Genomic DNA, 15,273 nt, shown 5'->3' on the forward strand with positions numbered 1-15,273 from the left:
CTTTCGCTTATTTTACATTATTACCAATTCTCATATCCATTCATTAATACCCCTCCTTCCCTTTCACCCAAAAAATCCGTAAATTTGCGGTCTGAAATTTAGCAAGTGCCAAATAACGAAGCCTAAGGCCTATCCGTGTGACGGACCACGCTTACAGCTAACTGCCAATATGAACTACAAAGAGTATAAGAACCTCAGTTATCCACAGATTGGTGATGATATACTGAAATTTTGGAAAGACAATAAAATTTTTGAAGCGTCGATCGACACGCGCGAAGGTTCGCCTTCCTTCACTTTTTATGAAGGCCCGCCTTCGGCAAACGGAACGCCTGGTATTCACCATGTGATGGCGCGCTCGATTAAGGATATTTTTTGCCGTTACAAAACATTGCAGGGTTTTCAGGTAAAACGTAAAGGCGGTTGGGATACGCACGGACTTCCGGTTGAATTGCAGGTTGAAAAGGAACTTGGGATCACCAAAGATGATATTGGAAAAACAATTTCAGTAGAAGAATATAATGAAAGATGTCGCCAGACGGTCATGAAGTTCACCGACCAATGGAATGATCTTACGGAAAAAATGGGCTACTGGGTGGATCTTGAAAATCCATACGTGACCTACGAAAATGAATACATCGAAAGCCTTTGGAGTTTGCTTAAAAAGCTTTACGACAAAGGTTTGCTTTATAAAGGTTACACGATCCAACCCTATTCTCCGGCAGCAGGAACCGGACTTTCATCGCACGAATTGAACATGCCCGGCACATACAAAGATGTGAAGGATACGACAATCGTGGCGATGTTTAAAGTAAAGGCGGTAGAAAGTTATCCTGTTTTTGCTGATGTTGATGGTCTGGTTGACGTACGCATTCTTGCCTGGACAACTACGCCCTGGACTTTGCCTGCGAACTCAGCATTGACCGTTGGTGCTAATATCAATTATGTTCTGGTTAAAACCTTCAATCCTTATACCTACGAACCGGTTGAAGTGGTTCTGGCGAAGGACCTTGTTGGAAAATATTTCACAGAAAAAGGAAAGGACGGAGATTTTGAAGGATATGCGGCGAGCGATAAGAAATTATTGCCTTGGACTGTCCTGAAAGAATTCAAAGGAAAAGATCTGGAGGGCGTTGAATATGAGCAATTGATGCCATACGTTCAGCCGGACAAACCCGCTTTCCGTGTGATTATCGGCGATTTCGTTACCACAGAAGATGGTACCGGCGTTGTGCATACTTCCCCAACTTTTGGTGCGGATGACTTCCGGGTTTCTCACGCGAATGGCATTCCGAGTATCATGGTGAAGGACGAAACCGGAAAAGAGGTGCCGATCGTCGATCGCCGCGGACGTTTTGTTAAAGAAATTACAGATTATGCCGGCCGTTTTGTAAAGCCTGAATATTACTCAGCAGAAGAACAGGCTGATCCTGAATTCCGTGCAACGGACGTTTTGATCGCAATTAAACTGAAAGAAGAAGGAAAGGCTTTCAAAGTTGAAAAATACGAACATACCTATCCACATTGCTGGCGTACGGACAAACCGGTTTTATATTATCCATTGGATAGCTGGTTTATTAAAACGACGGCGATGAAAGATAAGCTGGTTGAATTGAACAAAACAATCAACTGGAAACCGGAAAGTACAGGAACAGGCCGTTTTGGAAACTGGCTGGAAAATCTGGTGGACTGGAATTTGTCGCGCTCACGTTACTGGGGAACACCGCTTCCGATCTGGCGCAGTGAAGTCGGCGAAGAAGTTTGTGTCGGCGCGATCAGCGAATTGAAAGAATTACTTGAAAGCGCAAACGCTTCGGGGAAATTATCAGCGGAACAAACGGAAAGTAATTCTTCTTATCTGGTAAAACTTGGGGAAGGAGATTTCGATCTTCACCGTCCTTATGTCGACAATATTTACTTTGTTTCGGCACAGGGAAATATCATGTTCCGCGAGCCGGATCTGATCGACGTTTGGTTTGATTCTGGCGCGATGCCTTATGCACAATGGCATTATCCATTTGAAAACAACGAGACATTTAACGAAAGTTACCCGGCTGATTTTATCTCCGAAGGCGTGGATCAGACGCGAGGATGGTTCTTTACTTTGCATGCCATTGCAGGTATGTTGTTTGATTCGGTAGCGTTTAAAAACGTCGTTTCTACGGGTTTAGTTTTGGATAAAAACGGCAACAAGATGTCAAAACGTCTTGGAAATGCAGTTGATCCATTTGAAACCTTGGGTAAATACGGTCCTGATGCGACGCGCTGGTATATGATTACCAATGCGGAACCTTGGGATAACCTGAAATTCAATATCGACGGAATTCAGGAAGTTCAGCGCAAGTTTTTCGGAACGCTGGTTAATACTTATAATTTCTTCGCTTTGTATGCGAATCTGGATGGTTATAATTTCCATGAAGCAACATCCGTTCCTGTGGAAAGCAGAACGGAACTGGATCGCTGGATTTTGTCAAAACTGAATACGCTGATTAAAGAAGTTGGCGAGCAGTTTGATGATTATAACCCGACAAAAGCTGGACGTCTGGTTCAGGATTTTGTGACGGATCAACTTTCAAATTGGTATATCCGCTTGAACCGTAGACGTTTCTGGAATCCATCGAGTGATCAGGGTTCTGGTTTAACGGAAGATAAAAAAGCAGCTTACGAAACGTTGCAGCATTGCCTGGTTACCGTTTCTCAATTGATGTCGCCAATAGCTCCTTTCTTTGCAGAATGGCTGTACAAAAGTTTGACGGATGGGATCAGAGAAGAATCCAAAAAAGCAGATTCTTTATTAAAATACGATTCGGTTCACTTGACACATTGGCCTCTTGTTGAGTATAACGAGATTGACCTGGATCTTGAAGAAGCAATGGAAATGGCTCAGTCGATCAGTTCGCTGGTTCACTCGATCCGTAAAAAACATAAATTAAAAGTACGTCAGCCGCTTTCAAAAGTGTTGATTCCGGCTTTGACAGAAAAAACAAGTCGCCAGATTCGTCAGGTTGCTTCTATTATTTTGTCAGAAGTGAACGTAAAAGATGTTGACGCGATCAACGACAACGACGGATTTTTCCATAAAAGAGCGAAACCTAACTTCAAGGTTTTAGGTAAGAAATTTGGAAAAGATATGCAGGCAGTTGCAGAGAAAATCAAACTTTGGGACAATACTGAAATCAAGCAATTGGAAAAAGACGGACAGTATCTGATCACGGATCTTCATCCAATCGCGGCCATTTTGATCGACGAAGTTGAAATTTACACAGAAGACGTTCCGGGTTGGCTGGTTGCCAGTGAAAATGGGTTAACCGTCGCGCTGGATATCACCGTTACGGACGAACTTCGCCTGGAAGGTATCGCGCGTGATTTCGTTAACCGTGTTCAGAATCTGCGTAAAGACAGTGGATTTGAGGTGACGGATAAAATCAAAATCACGCTTCAAAATAATGATGAATTGTTGGCAAGTGCTGTGACTGCAAACAGAGAATATATCTGCCAGGAAGTTCAGGCATTGGATCTGAGCCTGGTTAATGACCTGAACGGTTCCGCCAGCGAGATTGAAATGGATGAATTCTTGTTGAAGGTGAAAATTGAGGTTGTTTCATAATCTGCTTAGGAAACACAGAGTTAGAGGAGTTAAAAAAGGAGGTTCACAGAGATTTTTTGTCTTTGTGGGGCTCCTTTTTCTTTTGATTGTGTAACTTTTTTTCATGCATTACGTACTAGATACAGGAATCACAGTTCGGTAAAGTTTAGAAATATCTTCTTGAGATTTTTTTCTCAGTGGCTCTCTCCTTTTTCTCTGTGAAGCTCTGTGTAATCTTAAATGAAGTTGTTCAGTATGTAACGAAATATAAACCATACAAGCTAAATGAAAGTTGTAGAAAAAAATATCACAAAAGAGAGTGAGGGAGGAATTATATATAATCCTTCTTTAGACAATTTACCCGTTCCACAAATCGCTTTGGAAAAAGCTGAAAAAGCACGAGAAACATTGAGAAAGTATCCTATTCCTTCTCATTTTAAAAAAAATTAATTTTAGGAAACACAGCGTTAGAAGAGTTTAAAAGGAGCGGACGCCGAGCAGGTTCACTGAGATTTTTTGTCTTTGTGGAGTTCCTTTTTCTTTTGGTTGTGTAACTAATGTTGATCTGTTACGTATTAGATATAGGAATCACAGTCTGCCAGAAAGTGTATGACATCATTTATATGAAAATCTAAACTTTGTGGCTCTGTGCGGCATCCGCACTTTTAACCTCTGTGAAGCTCTGTGTAACCAAAGATTGAACATGGTTTCCAATGAACAACAAATCATATCCTTTTCGTTATAACGAAGACTTTACACAATTTGATTTTCAGAGTATAGGTAAGAGAGGAGTGTTTGAAAAGGCGATAACTTTTTCAATAATCAGCGAAAACATTTATAATCTTGCCTTAATGGATTTTGATCCTATTAGTCAGACTTATAACGATCAGTCTGTAACAGATAATGGAGATATGCCAGAAATTCTGGCGACAGTTATGATCACCATTATTGATTTTCTAAATCGATATCCTGAACGTAAAATTTACCTGGCTGGTAATTCGAAATCAAGAACGAGGTTATATCAAATAGCTATTAATAAGGTACTTATTCAAATCAAAAAAGATTTAATAATTTTGGGCTATTTTGAAAATCACTGGATTGAATTTGAACCAAACAGAAAATTTGAAAGTTTTTTAATAGGAAGAAATTTATTAGATTAGTAGACACTATTGATCATCAAAATGAAAACACTTGAAAAAAAAATATCGGCAAAACATTCTTCCGGAACTCAAAAGACATTAGATAATTCACTTCCTGACCTTTCACAGCATCCTGTTGTTTTGAAAAAAGTGAGTGAAGCCCGCGAATTCTTAGAAAAACATCCAATTCCTGACCATATATTGAATCGACATAGAAGTGATAAGTAATTAACAGTAATTAGCCTTTCGCACTTCATGCAACTACAAAATTCCACAGCCCTTATCACAGGTGGCGCTTCCGGGCTCGGAAAGGCCACAGCCCGATTATTTCTTTCACAGGGTGCCAATATTGTAATTCTTGACCTCAACGAAACCTCGGGAAAAGCATTGGAACTTGAATTTCCAGGTAAATTGAAATTTGTAAAAACCAACGTTTCTGATGAAGTCGATGTAAAACTGGCAATTCATTCGGCGCTTGAAACATTTGGTTCTATTCAAATTGTCGTAAACTGCGCTGGTATTGCAATTGCTCGAAAAACAGTGGGAAAAGTTGATGGCATTTATGGCCCGCATGCTCTGGAAGCTTTTGAAAAAACAATCCGGGTTAATCTTATCGGAACGTTTAATGTGATCAGGTTAGCCGCTTTTGAAATGGAGAAAAATGAGGTCAATGCTGAGGGAGAAAGAGGTGTCATTATTAATACAGCTTCTGTGGCTGCATACGATGGACAAATGGGACAAGCAGCTTATGCAGCCAGCAAAGGTGGAATTGTCAGTATGACTTTGCCAATTGCCCGTGAATTTGCAAAAGCAGGTATCCGGGTCATGACGATTGCGCCGGGATTATTTGAAACACCATTATTGATGGACTTACCCGAAGAAGCCAGAATTTCTCTGGGGCAACAAGTACCATTTCCATCACGTTTAGGCAAGCCTTCCGAATATGCTTTGCTGGCAAAATCAATTGTTGAAAATCCGATGCTGAATGGTGAAGTGATACGGTTAGATGGTGCAATAAGGATGGGAGCGAAATAAAAGGATTTAAAGTTATTATCAATCTTCAAAAATATATCTTAGGAATCTATAAATACCATATATTAGAGCAAGAACAAGGTAAGTAAAACCTAAAAACTCGGCTGCCTGAATAAGCGGTAATCCAGAAAATATTCCGATAACAGTTATAGCTATCGCGAAAATCCAGAATAAAACAACAAATATTTTTTGATTCAGTTTAATAATTAGAAACAATATCTTTCTCAATTTCATGAATTTTGATAACTGTTATTCTAGGTATTCCTCAAAAGTAAAATTGAGAATTTAAATTTCCGTATTAAACCAAAGCATATTTTTATATTGACAAAAGTTTAAAATGAAACAGAAACTAAATATCAACCTCAAACTTCCAATTTTCAGTTGGCTGTTTTTTCTGTTTCTATCTTCGGGAGTTTCCTACTATGACAATCTTCAATTTGGAAAACCTGTTCAGATCGAACGTGTTGATCAGCTTATTCCAAATTGCGGAAAGAAAAAAGCTTTTGCTAAATTTTCAATATCCTCTAAGAAAAGCTATTTCAACCAACAGCAAAATTTTCAATTTATACTAATAAATCTTTTGTCTCTCAGATTGAATAACCATGCCCATATTCTTTTAAACAGACAATATAGCCTTTTCAAACCAGTATCTCAAAATACAATTCCTCTTTTCAGGAGCCGAAATCTGGCTTCTACTTCTTCCGACGATTTTCCTGATTTCATTTCCTGAGCAGCTATCATTCTGCTCGATTTCTACTATTCTTTTTGTCGAAAAACATAGCAATTGATTGCTTTGGTACTTCTTCATTTCCCATTTCAGGAAATCAGGTTTCGACTTGTTTTATAATCTCAATTCAGAAATCATGAAAATCAATAAATTACTGCTTGCAGCCATAAAATGGCTGAGATATTTCACCATAGCCTATATGCTGGGTTTTGCCAACGTTTTGAACCAGGAGACAAAAACGATGGACGATACCTTTCACAAGATCGAGCAAACTTCGGAAGATGAAGACTAAACCATCTTAATTCCCAGCGATTTATAAATTTCAAATGCAGCCATACTGTCCGGCTGATCGGTTATTATTGTTGTTAACTGATTGGTCGGACAAACATAATAGGCCTCTGCTGTTCCCAGTTTTTCCACTGTCGAAAGGGCAATAATATCTCTGGACGATTCAACCATCACTCTTTTCACTTCACTTTCTTCATAATCCGGGCCGGTGACACCGAGTTCGGGATGGATGCTGCATATTCCTAAAAAACACAAATCTGCTCTGAATTTCCGAAAATATTGTATGGTTTCATTTCCAGTTGTGACAAAGGAATTTTTCAAAAGTCTTCCGCCGGCAAACAACACTTCTACTTTTTCATGTTCTTCCAGAATACTGGCGATGGGAAAACTGTTTGTCACAACGGTCAGGCTAATATCTTTTGGTAAAGACTGTGCTATCAACAGTGCCGAGGTTCCTCCATCGAAAATAACAACCTGACCGTCTTTAAGGAAGTTCAGAGCCTTATTAGCGATAATTCTTTTTTTATCATTTCCATATTCAATACGGTCTTTAAAATTATGCGGCCCCGGTGAATGCGGCACAGCACCACCTCGGACAGATTTCAATAATCCCTGGTCAGCGAGCTCTTTAATGTCGCGGCGAACAGTATCCTCCGATACATTTAAAATCGTACTCAACCCAGCCAGGTGCACTTTTTGGTCCTGACTAAGCTGATTCAGTATAACCTGAAAACGCTCCTCTTTTAACATAGTATTACATTCAACTTTCTGCAAATATAATACTTTATTGAAATTGATTATTGCAAAATATTGCACATTTTGGTTATATTTGTTGCACTAAATCGCAGACAAGAAATCTTATATTTTATCAGAGCATGAAAAAAACAGTAGCCATAGACATGGATAATGTCATCGCCGATATTGAAACCAACTGGATTAATCTTTATGAACAGGAATTTGGAGTTAGAGTTTCCAAAGAAGAGTTATTAGGAAAACCGGAAGATTTTGCTTTTCCCGATCCGGACAAAGCCAGAAGTCTTATATACAAACCCGGATTTTTCCGGAACGCTCCGGTGATGGAAGGAGCTGTGGAAGCATTAAAAGAATTGCAGGAAAATTTTGAAGTCTATATTGTTTCAGCAGCTATGGAATTTCCAAATTCTTTACTCGAAAAACATGACTGGCTGGCTGAACATTTTCCGTTTATATCTTGGAGAAATATTATTTTCTGCGGAGATAAAAGTGTGATTGGTACCGATTTTCTAATTGATGATCACTTAAAAAATCTGGATTTTCATAAGGGAATGCCGATCCTGTTTACGGCCGGACATAATATTAACGTTACAAAACATACGAGAGTTAATAACTGGGTTGAGGCTGTTGAATTATTGAAAGAGCATATTGGAGATTTGTAAATTGCTAATTCTACAAGTATTCCGGTGCTCTGCACCTTTGTGAAGTACCGAAATACTTATAAAATTAACTTACATTATCAAACCTTCGATTTTACCTGCTCCTTCAACTGCAACAATTCATCACGCAACCTCGCAGCTTCCAGAAAGTCCATATCTTTTGCGGCACTTTCCATTTTTTTCTGGGTTTCATTAATAAGTTTTTGCAAATCACTTTTACCCATATATTGAACAACCGGATCTGCCGCGATGCGGATTTCACTTGGCTCAACATAAATTTTTCTTGGTTTCGAATCAGCAACCGAAGTTTGCGACATAATCGCTTCTTTCGATTTCAGGATTGTTTTTGGCGTAATTCCGTGCTCTTCGTTATAGGCAAGCTGAATCGCTCTGCGCCGGTTCGTTTCGCCAATTGCTTCTTCCATGGATCCGGTCATCACGTCCGCATACATTAAAACTTTTCCGTTTTCATTCCTTGCCGCACGACCAATTGTTTGAATTAACGAGCGAATATCTCTCAAAAATCCTTCCTTGTCGGCGTCCATGATCGCCACTAACGAAACCTCTGGCAAATCCAGACCCTCACGCAAAAGATTTACTCCAACCAAAACATCGAAGACACCCAAACGCAATTCCCTAAGTATTTCAACACGATCAAGTGTTTTCACTTCCGAGTGAATATAACGGCATTTAATTCCAACACGATCCAGATATTTGCTCAGTTCCTCTGCCATTCTTTTGGTCAAAGTAGTGATCAAAACACGGTCGCCTTGTTTGATACGAATGTTTATTTCTTCTAATAAATCATCGATCTGATTCAAACTTGGGCGCACTTCAATTTCAGGATCAAGTAAGCCTGTTGGACGAATAATTTGTTCCACCACGACACCGTCCGAGCGACGTAATTCGTAATCAGCCGGGGTTGCGCTAACGTAAATCGTCTGCGGCGTAAGATCTTCAAATTCCTGGAATGTCAACGGACGATTATCCATAGCCGATGGCAAACGGAAACCGTATTCAACCAAAGCTTCTTTTCTGGATCTGTCACCGCCCCACATCGCTTTGATCTGCGGCATGGTAGCATGACTTTCATCAACAACCATCAGGAAATCTTCCGGAAAATAATCCAGTAAACAGAACGGCCTCTGACCTGGCAAACGTCTGTCAAAATACCTCGAATAGTTTTCTATACCGGAACAATAACCAAGCTCCCGCATCATTTCCATATCAAATTCTGTACGCTCCTTTACGCGCTCAGCCTCTGCTACTCTTCCATTGTTTGTGAAATAATTGATCTGTTTTACCAGGTCATCCTGAATTTCTTTGATGGATTGAGAAAGCACGTCACGGCCAGTTACAAACAAATTGGCAGGAAAGATAGAAACTGCTTTTTCACTTGAAATCTTCTTTCCGCTATCAGGTTCAATGCGCTGGATTTCTTCGATTTCATCTCCAAAAAAGATAAAACGATATGCGAAATCAGCATAACCAGGATATATATCAACAGTATCACCTTTCACCCGGAAAGTACCGCGCCCAAATTCAACTTCGGTACGACTATATAAAATTTCTACGAGCCTGAACAAAAACTGGTTGCGACTTACAATATCACCAATTTTGGCTTTGACAATACTCTTTTTATATTCATTTGGATTACCAGCACCATAAATACATGATACAGAGGCAACTACAATCACATCACGCCTTCCGCTCATCAAAGATGAAACCGTGTGTAATCGTAATTTATCAATTTCCTGATTGATCATCAGGTCCTTTTCTATATACGTATTGGTACTTGAAATAAAGGCTTCCGGCTGATAATAGTCGTAGTAACTAATAAAATATTCAACCGCATTGTTAGGGAAAAATTGCTTGAATTCGCCATATAGCTGGGCAGCTAACGTTTTGTTATGGCTTAGTACCAATGTAGGACGGTTAATTTCCGCAACCACATTCGCCACCGTAAAAGTTTTACCAGAACCCGTTACACCCAACAAAGTCTGGGCTGGTTCTCCCGCTGCAATTCCCTCTAAAAGTTGTCTGATTGCCTCAGGCTGGTCTCCCGTAGGCTGGTATTCTGAAGTGAGCTCGAAATTCATAACAAAACATAAAAGGAATACAAATCATAACGCATTCCAAAGATAAAATAGTTTCTTTGGAATGCGTCATCATTCCTTTATGCTTCGGTAGCTATTAGCTGCTCTGCTTTTTCAACTGCTTTTTTCTCTTTCCAATGCTGCCATTCAAGACCCAAAAGAGAGGCCATTCCTTTATCTACAACGGTATGGCGGACGATATTCATACCGCCGCGAACCGCAGTGAATACCGAATTATTGGCTCTTAATGCAAGACTGAAACCTCCATCAAGATATCGGATATAATGCCACCAGAGTGATGGAATAAAGATCGTTTCTCCGTGAAGTAAAGTTGTTTCGTGACCAACCGCACCTTTCATTGCCGGGAATCTTTCGTAGTCCGGATTGATCGGATCCACTTTGCTCATTACCGTAAAAGGATGCTGATAAAGTCTTGTACTTTCTTCCGGTGAAAACAAAATAACCTGTTTACGGGTATGGAATTGCGTCAAAAATACGTTTGAACAATCCATATCATAATGCAGGTTTGTGATAGAACCTTCACCACCGAAAAATACAAATTTGTAATATTTCAAAAACCCGTCCATAATCGTTGGGAAACGGATATCGTCTGTCAAAGAAGGTGCCTTTTTGAATATATCAAATAAGAAAAGTCTTAAATCTGTTGGACCTGCCTCAATCAGCGAAAGGTATTCTCCAAATTTCATCGTTTTGGCAATCTGGAAATATTTATCCGCATCGTGCATATGATTATCTACGAGTGGAATTTCGATCTGGCCATGGTTTTCACGAAGCCATTCGAATGTCCATTTTTGCATAGCAGGCCAATCCTTCGCCAAATCTGTGAAAACAACAGGACGACTTGGTTTGAGATAATTTTCAATAAATTCTTCACGGGTAAGCCCCGTACGCTTTTCTATGGGCACTAATTTCATGACAGAAACTGAGTATAATTAGTAATCGACTTAATAAAAGAAACGGCTAATCCAGTACCAAGACCTTCTAACCGTGTGGTAATCGTAACAATTCAAATTTGGGTAATAGTTCTAAAAATTAAGGATTTCAAATTCAAACACTCCAATAAGGTTTGAATTCATTCTAATTTTTACATCACCAATTTAAATTGTTATGATGAATTCCACCCCAAATGTATTAAAGGAATTTGGAAATATACCTATTGCGGTTTTCTATTTAAGTAATCCGCTCCTTCTTCTTCACTTTAAATTTCAGCTAGTTACCACCATTTATTCCTGCCAAATTAGGGAAAAGCAGTAGTAAAAAAAATGATACTAATCCGCTGCCTTAACTAGCAATAAAACGTATCTTCACTTATTATTATTGAAAGATTTCGCACGGTTAATTTCGTTTATAATGAAATATTTAACCATACAACCACCGCCAAAACTTGCCGGATTTGTCCGGTGTTTTTGGATATTGGAAGATGAGGTAAATCCCGACAAACCCTACATTCACCGGGTTATGGCCGACGGTTGTGCTGAAATGATCTTTCATTATCAAACTCCTTTTGATGAAATTTTCTCAAAGGACAAAATCGAGACTTCTTTTCATTCCGGCCTTCATGGGCAATCTCAACATTTTCGTCGTTTCATTGTCCACCAAAACTTCGGAATTTTTGGTGTTTATCTTTACCCGTTTGTCATTCCAATACTGTTCTCCATGCCTTCTGATGAGCTGAGCAATGAAATGCCGGACCTTGCAACTTTGATGGGGAATGAAGGTAAAGTTTTGGAAGAAAAAATAATGCTGGCAGAAAGTAATGAGAAAAGAGTTGAGATTATTTCCTCATTTCTCGAAAAAAAGATAGCCAGGAATTATAGACATGAGCCTGCCGTCTTTTCGACCATTTGTACTATTATTCAGACAAAAGGTATTTCTAACGTCCAACAACTTGCCAAGCAAAGTTTTTTATCAACCCGACAATTTGAAAGAAAATTCAAAGCTTTTTCAGGTTTTAGTCCAAAGTTATATTCCAGAATTGTTCGCTTTCAATCTGCACTAAATATGTATGGAGATTCTGAAAAATCGCTTACCGAAATTGCCTACGAATGCGGATATTATGATCAGTCTCACTTCATTCATGACTTCAAAGAATTTTCCGGACAGCATCCGCGGTTTTTCTTTTCGGGAAAAGCCGAAGGCGCAGAATATCGGGATGCATAATGTCGTGTTTTTCCAATTATGCATTTTTTAAGCATGATACATTTGCTTAAACATTAATCAAAAAACTCTATGAGCACTATAAAAATCCCTAATGGCCATCAAACGATTATGCCATATTTAATGCTGGAATCAGCTGAAAAATTCATTGATTTCACCACAAAGATTTTTGGCGCAGAAGTAACTTTCAAGAAAATGCGCGACGACACTGACGTTGTCATGCATTCCGAAATCCAGATTAACGGAAGCACAATTATGTTTTGCGACAGTACCGAAAAATGGAAAACGGAAACGGCTAATCTGTTTATTTATGTTGAAGATGCTGATCAAACATATCAAAAAGCACTTTCGGAAGGAGCGACAACAATTATGGAACCCGCAGACCAAGATTATGGAAGAAGCTGCGGTGTTACTGATCCGAGTGGAAATGTTTGGTGGATTACTTCGGTTAAATAATATTGCAAGCCATCTTTAATTCGTACTTTTAAAATAAAACTCCGAATTAAAGATGGCCGAAGTTATTAATGAAGTTGACGACATTCTTGCCAACCAAAGCGAACAGATTAAAAAATTACATGATATTGTTACAAAAGCTTTTCAGGAAGAAGAACTGATCGTTGACAATCTGGCACATCCTCCACAGGAAATCCTGACGAAAGGTCAACGCGTTTCCGATAAAGTTGCCCGGTTTGGTGGAAGCTGGACGTTTATTATTATTTTCAGCGTAATTCTTATCCTTTGGATAATTTATAATTCTACGCTCCCAAAAGCAGAGCAATTCGATCCTTATCCATTTATCTTAATGAATCTGGTACTTTCGTGCGTGGCAGCGATGCAGGCTCCTATTATTATGATGAGTCAGAATCGTCAGGAGGAAAAAGACAGGATCCGGGCTGAGAATGATTATCTGATCAATATGAAAGCTGAACTGGAAGTGCGCAGTTTACATCAGAAAATGGATTTACTATTGGAAGAGCAGATTAAAACTTTATTTGAGGTACAGGCAAAACAGCTGGATTTGTTGAAAAAACTAACTGAGCGCGTCGATAGTCTGTGTATTAAAAACGACCTTTAAAAAATTAATAAATATGATTTAATACCAATGATTAATTACGACGGCAAAACGTTCATTCCTCTTTCCAATTCTGAAAATGGTGAAGTTGATCTAAAAATGCAATTTCATTACAAACAATCAGGCAACCTTCTGACCTGCGATTACGTAGGTGCTAATATCCGTTCAGGACATTTAATTGCATTGGTTGATCAAAACGGATGCCTGGATATGCGATATCACCAGATTAATGACAAAGGTGAAATTACGACCGGCATTTGCAAGTCGACGCCAGAAATATTACCAAGCGGCAAAATTCGTTTACATGAAAAATGGCAATGGACTTCGGGAGATCTATCAGAAGGTGATTCTCTTCTTGAAGAGCTTTAACCGAATTTCCTCTCTTGTCAGCTAAAATTTAAGTTTATGAAATTAACTCTTTCTATATTCATTTTGAGCATTTTGGCTTTTTTACAAGCGCCTGCTCAAACCTCAAAAGTAACTTCCGGGTCGACAGATTTTAGTGTGAAATTTGTTTTAGGAACTTGTAACGGTACCTTCGATGCACCAAAAGGCTCTGCAATTTTCGATCCTAATAATCTGAATGCCTCGGCATTTAATCTGACCATCGCTGCAAATTCTTTTAAAACGAATAGTAACGGACGCGATAAGGATATGAAAAGTGATAAGTATTTTGACGTTGCGAAATATCCGGAAATCCGTTTCAAATCTTCCAAAATTGAAAAGAAAGGTGATAAGTATCAAGCGATTGGAACGTTGACAATCAGGGACGTTTCCAAAACGGTTACGCTTCCTTTTGACGCAAAAAAAAATGCTGACGGCAGTTATGCTGTTTCAGGCACTTTTGATATTAACCGCCTGGATTATAAAGTTGGCGAAAGTAACTGGAAACTGAAAGATGTGGTGACTGTGACGGTTAAGGCGGTTATTAAATAAATTTATCGGTCGTACCTACGGCTCTTTGGAATTATTCAACATCATTCCAATCCCATCCCCGGGTTGAAACCCGGGGGAAAAGTGCATCCCAAACCCAGATCCAAAATGCCGTAGGCATGACCAATTTCATAACCCCAGGTTTCAACCCGGGGGAAAAGTGCATCCCAAACCCAGATCCAAAATGCCGTAGGCATGACCAACTTCATAACCCTAGGTTTCAACCCGGGGGAAAAGTGCATCCCAAACCCAGATCCAAAATGCCGTAGGCATGACCAACTTCATAACCCTAGGTTTCAACCCGGGGGAAAAGTGCATCCCAAACCCAGATCCAAAATGCCGTAGGCATGACCAATTTCATAGCCCCGGGTTTCAACCCGGCGGAAAAGTGCATCCCAAACCCAGATCCAAAATGCCGTAGGCATGACCAACTTCATAACCCCAGGTTTCAACCCGGGGGAAAAGTGCATCCCAAACCCAGATCCAAAATGCCGTAGGCATGACCAACTTCATAACCCCAGGTTTCAACCCGGGGGAAAAGTGCATCCCAAACCCAGATCCAAAATGCCGTAGGCATGACCAATTTAATAGCTCCGGGTTTCAACCCGGGGGAAAAGTGCATCCCAAACCCAGATCCAAAATGCCGTAGGCATGACCAATTTCATAACCCTAGGTTTCAACCCGGGGGAAAAGTGCATCCCAAACCCAGATCCAAAATGCCGTAGGCATGACCAATTTCATAACCCCAGGTTTCAACCCGGGGGAAAAGTGCATCCCAAACCCAGATCCAAAATGCCGTAGGCATGACCAATT

19 protein-coding genes are annotated in these 15,273 nt (G+C 39.7%); 13 read left to right on the top strand and 6 right to left on the bottom strand.

Annotation, left to right across the window (positions count from 1 at the left end; genetic code table 11):
* Window positions 1-169: 169 nt before the first annotated feature.
* From ileS to FZF08_RS20140, 7 genes are all read left to right on the top strand, one after another.
* The gene (ileS, locus tag FZF08_RS20110) at window positions 170-3,604 is read left to right on the top strand and encodes an isoleucine--tRNA ligase (RefSeq protein WP_159472225.1); all 3,435 of its coding nucleotides are present in this window, start codon (window positions 170-172) and stop codon (window positions 3,602-3,604) included.
* Between the two features lie 264 nt (window positions 3,605-3,868).
* Window positions 3,869-4,033, top strand: a complete 165-nt coding sequence (locus tag FZF08_RS20115) for a hypothetical protein (protein WP_159472228.1) — start codon at window positions 3,869-3,871, stop codon at window positions 4,031-4,033.
* A 263-nt stretch (window positions 4,034-4,296) separates the two neighbouring features.
* On the top strand, window positions 4,297-4,743 hold the full coding sequence (locus tag FZF08_RS20120; RefSeq protein WP_159472231.1) for a DUF6934 family protein: 447 nt from the start codon (window positions 4,297-4,299) through the stop codon (window positions 4,741-4,743).
* Between the two features lie 21 nt (window positions 4,744-4,764).
* Window positions 4,765-4,950 carry a hypothetical protein gene (locus tag FZF08_RS20125; protein WP_159472234.1) on the top strand — a complete coding sequence of 62 codons (186 nt, stop codon included), beginning with the start codon at window positions 4,765-4,767 and terminating at the stop codon, window positions 4,948-4,950.
* A gap of 27 nt (window positions 4,951-4,977) precedes the next feature.
* Window positions 4,978-5,757, top strand: coding sequence for a 3-hydroxyacyl-CoA dehydrogenase (locus FZF08_RS20130; protein ID WP_159472237.1), 780 nt, complete (start codon window positions 4,978-4,980; stop codon window positions 5,755-5,757).
* A 334-nt stretch (window positions 5,758-6,091) separates the two neighbouring features.
* Window positions 6,092-6,484 carry a hypothetical protein gene (locus tag FZF08_RS20135; protein WP_159472240.1) on the top strand — a complete coding sequence of 131 codons (393 nt, stop codon included), beginning with the start codon at window positions 6,092-6,094 and terminating at the stop codon, window positions 6,482-6,484.
* Window positions 6,485-6,617: 133 nt separating this feature from the next.
* Entirely contained in the window at window positions 6,618-6,773 is a 156-nt protein-coding gene (locus tag FZF08_RS20140) for a hypothetical protein (RefSeq protein WP_159472243.1), read from the top strand.
* Here FZF08_RS20140 and FZF08_RS20145 read toward each other — a convergent pair.
* Window positions 6,770-7,519: a DeoR/GlpR family DNA-binding transcription regulator gene (locus tag FZF08_RS20145; RefSeq protein ID WP_159472246.1), complete on the bottom strand. Its 750-nt coding sequence runs from the start codon at window positions 7,517-7,519 to the stop codon at window positions 6,770-6,772. The two genes, FZF08_RS20140 and FZF08_RS20145, sit on opposite strands and share 4 nt — an antisense overlap.
* A 125-nt stretch (window positions 7,520-7,644) precedes the next feature.
* Here FZF08_RS20145 and FZF08_RS20150 point away from each other — a divergent pair, with 125 nt between their 5' ends.
* Window positions 7,645-8,184 (top strand): 5' nucleotidase, NT5C type, encoded by a 540-nt coding sequence (locus FZF08_RS20150; RefSeq protein WP_159472249.1) that lies wholly within the window; start codon window positions 7,645-7,647, stop codon window positions 8,182-8,184.
* A gap of 77 nt (window positions 8,185-8,261) precedes the next feature.
* On the opposite strand, the gene uvrB is transcribed toward FZF08_RS20150, so the two are convergent.
* Window positions 8,262-10,280, bottom strand: coding sequence for an excinuclease ABC subunit UvrB (gene uvrB / locus FZF08_RS20155; RefSeq protein WP_159472252.1), 2,019 nt, complete (start codon window positions 10,278-10,280; stop codon window positions 8,262-8,264).
* 77 nt (window positions 10,281-10,357) lie between these two features.
* Window positions 10,358-11,212, bottom strand: coding sequence for a cupin-like domain-containing protein (locus FZF08_RS20160; RefSeq protein ID WP_159472255.1), 855 nt, complete (start codon window positions 11,210-11,212; stop codon window positions 10,358-10,360).
* Window positions 11,213-11,648: 436 nt separating this feature from the next.
* On the opposite strand from FZF08_RS20160, the gene FZF08_RS20165 reads away from it, so the two are divergent.
* The 5 genes from FZF08_RS20165 to FZF08_RS20185 all read left to right on the top strand — a co-directional run bounded on the left by FZF08_RS20165 (window position 11,649) and on the right by FZF08_RS20185 (window position 14,463).
* Entirely contained in the window at window positions 11,649-12,458 is an 810-nt protein-coding gene (locus tag FZF08_RS20165) for a helix-turn-helix transcriptional regulator (RefSeq protein ID WP_159472258.1), read from the top strand.
* Window positions 12,459-12,527: 69 nt separating this feature from the next.
* Window positions 12,528-12,911: a glyoxalase/bleomycin resistance/extradiol dioxygenase family protein gene (locus FZF08_RS20170; RefSeq protein ID WP_159472263.1), complete on the top strand. Its 384-nt coding sequence runs from the start codon at window positions 12,528-12,530 to the stop codon at window positions 12,909-12,911.
* Between the two features lie 52 nt (window positions 12,912-12,963).
* On the top strand, window positions 12,964-13,530 hold the full coding sequence (locus tag FZF08_RS20175; protein WP_159472266.1) for a DUF1003 domain-containing protein: 567 nt from the start codon (window positions 12,964-12,966) through the stop codon (window positions 13,528-13,530).
* A 27-nt stretch (window positions 13,531-13,557) separates the two neighbouring features.
* Window positions 13,558-13,896 (top strand): n-acetylglutamate synthase, encoded by a 339-nt coding sequence (locus FZF08_RS20180; protein ID WP_159472269.1) that lies wholly within the window; start codon window positions 13,558-13,560, stop codon window positions 13,894-13,896.
* A 36-nt stretch (window positions 13,897-13,932) separates the two neighbouring features.
* Window positions 13,933-14,463 (top strand): YceI family protein, encoded by a 531-nt coding sequence (locus FZF08_RS20185; RefSeq protein WP_159472272.1) that lies wholly within the window; start codon window positions 13,933-13,935, stop codon window positions 14,461-14,463.
* 41 nt (window positions 14,464-14,504) lie between these two features.
* Here FZF08_RS20185 and FZF08_RS20190 read toward each other — a convergent pair whose 3' ends face one another.
* The 3 genes from FZF08_RS20190 to FZF08_RS32090 form a co-directional block, all read right to left on the bottom strand.
* Window positions 14,505-14,669: a hypothetical protein gene (locus FZF08_RS20190; protein ID WP_159472275.1), complete on the bottom strand. Its 165-nt coding sequence runs from the start codon at window positions 14,667-14,669 to the stop codon at window positions 14,505-14,507.
* Window positions 14,670-14,756: 87 nt separating this feature from the next.
* Window positions 14,757-14,897: a hypothetical protein gene (locus FZF08_RS20195; RefSeq protein WP_159472278.1), complete on the bottom strand. Its 141-nt coding sequence runs from the start codon at window positions 14,895-14,897 to the stop codon at window positions 14,757-14,759.
* A gap of 11 nt (window positions 14,898-14,908) precedes the next feature.
* Window positions 14,909-15,037: a hypothetical protein gene (locus tag FZF08_RS32090; protein WP_255463655.1), complete on the bottom strand. Its 129-nt coding sequence runs from the start codon at window positions 15,035-15,037 to the stop codon at window positions 14,909-14,911.
* Window positions 15,038-15,273 lie beyond the last annotated feature (236 nt).

Source organism: Dyadobacter sp. 3J3, assembly GCF_009801115.1.
Classification (GTDB): Bacteria; Bacteroidota; Bacteroidia; order Cytophagales; family Spirosomataceae; genus Dyadobacter.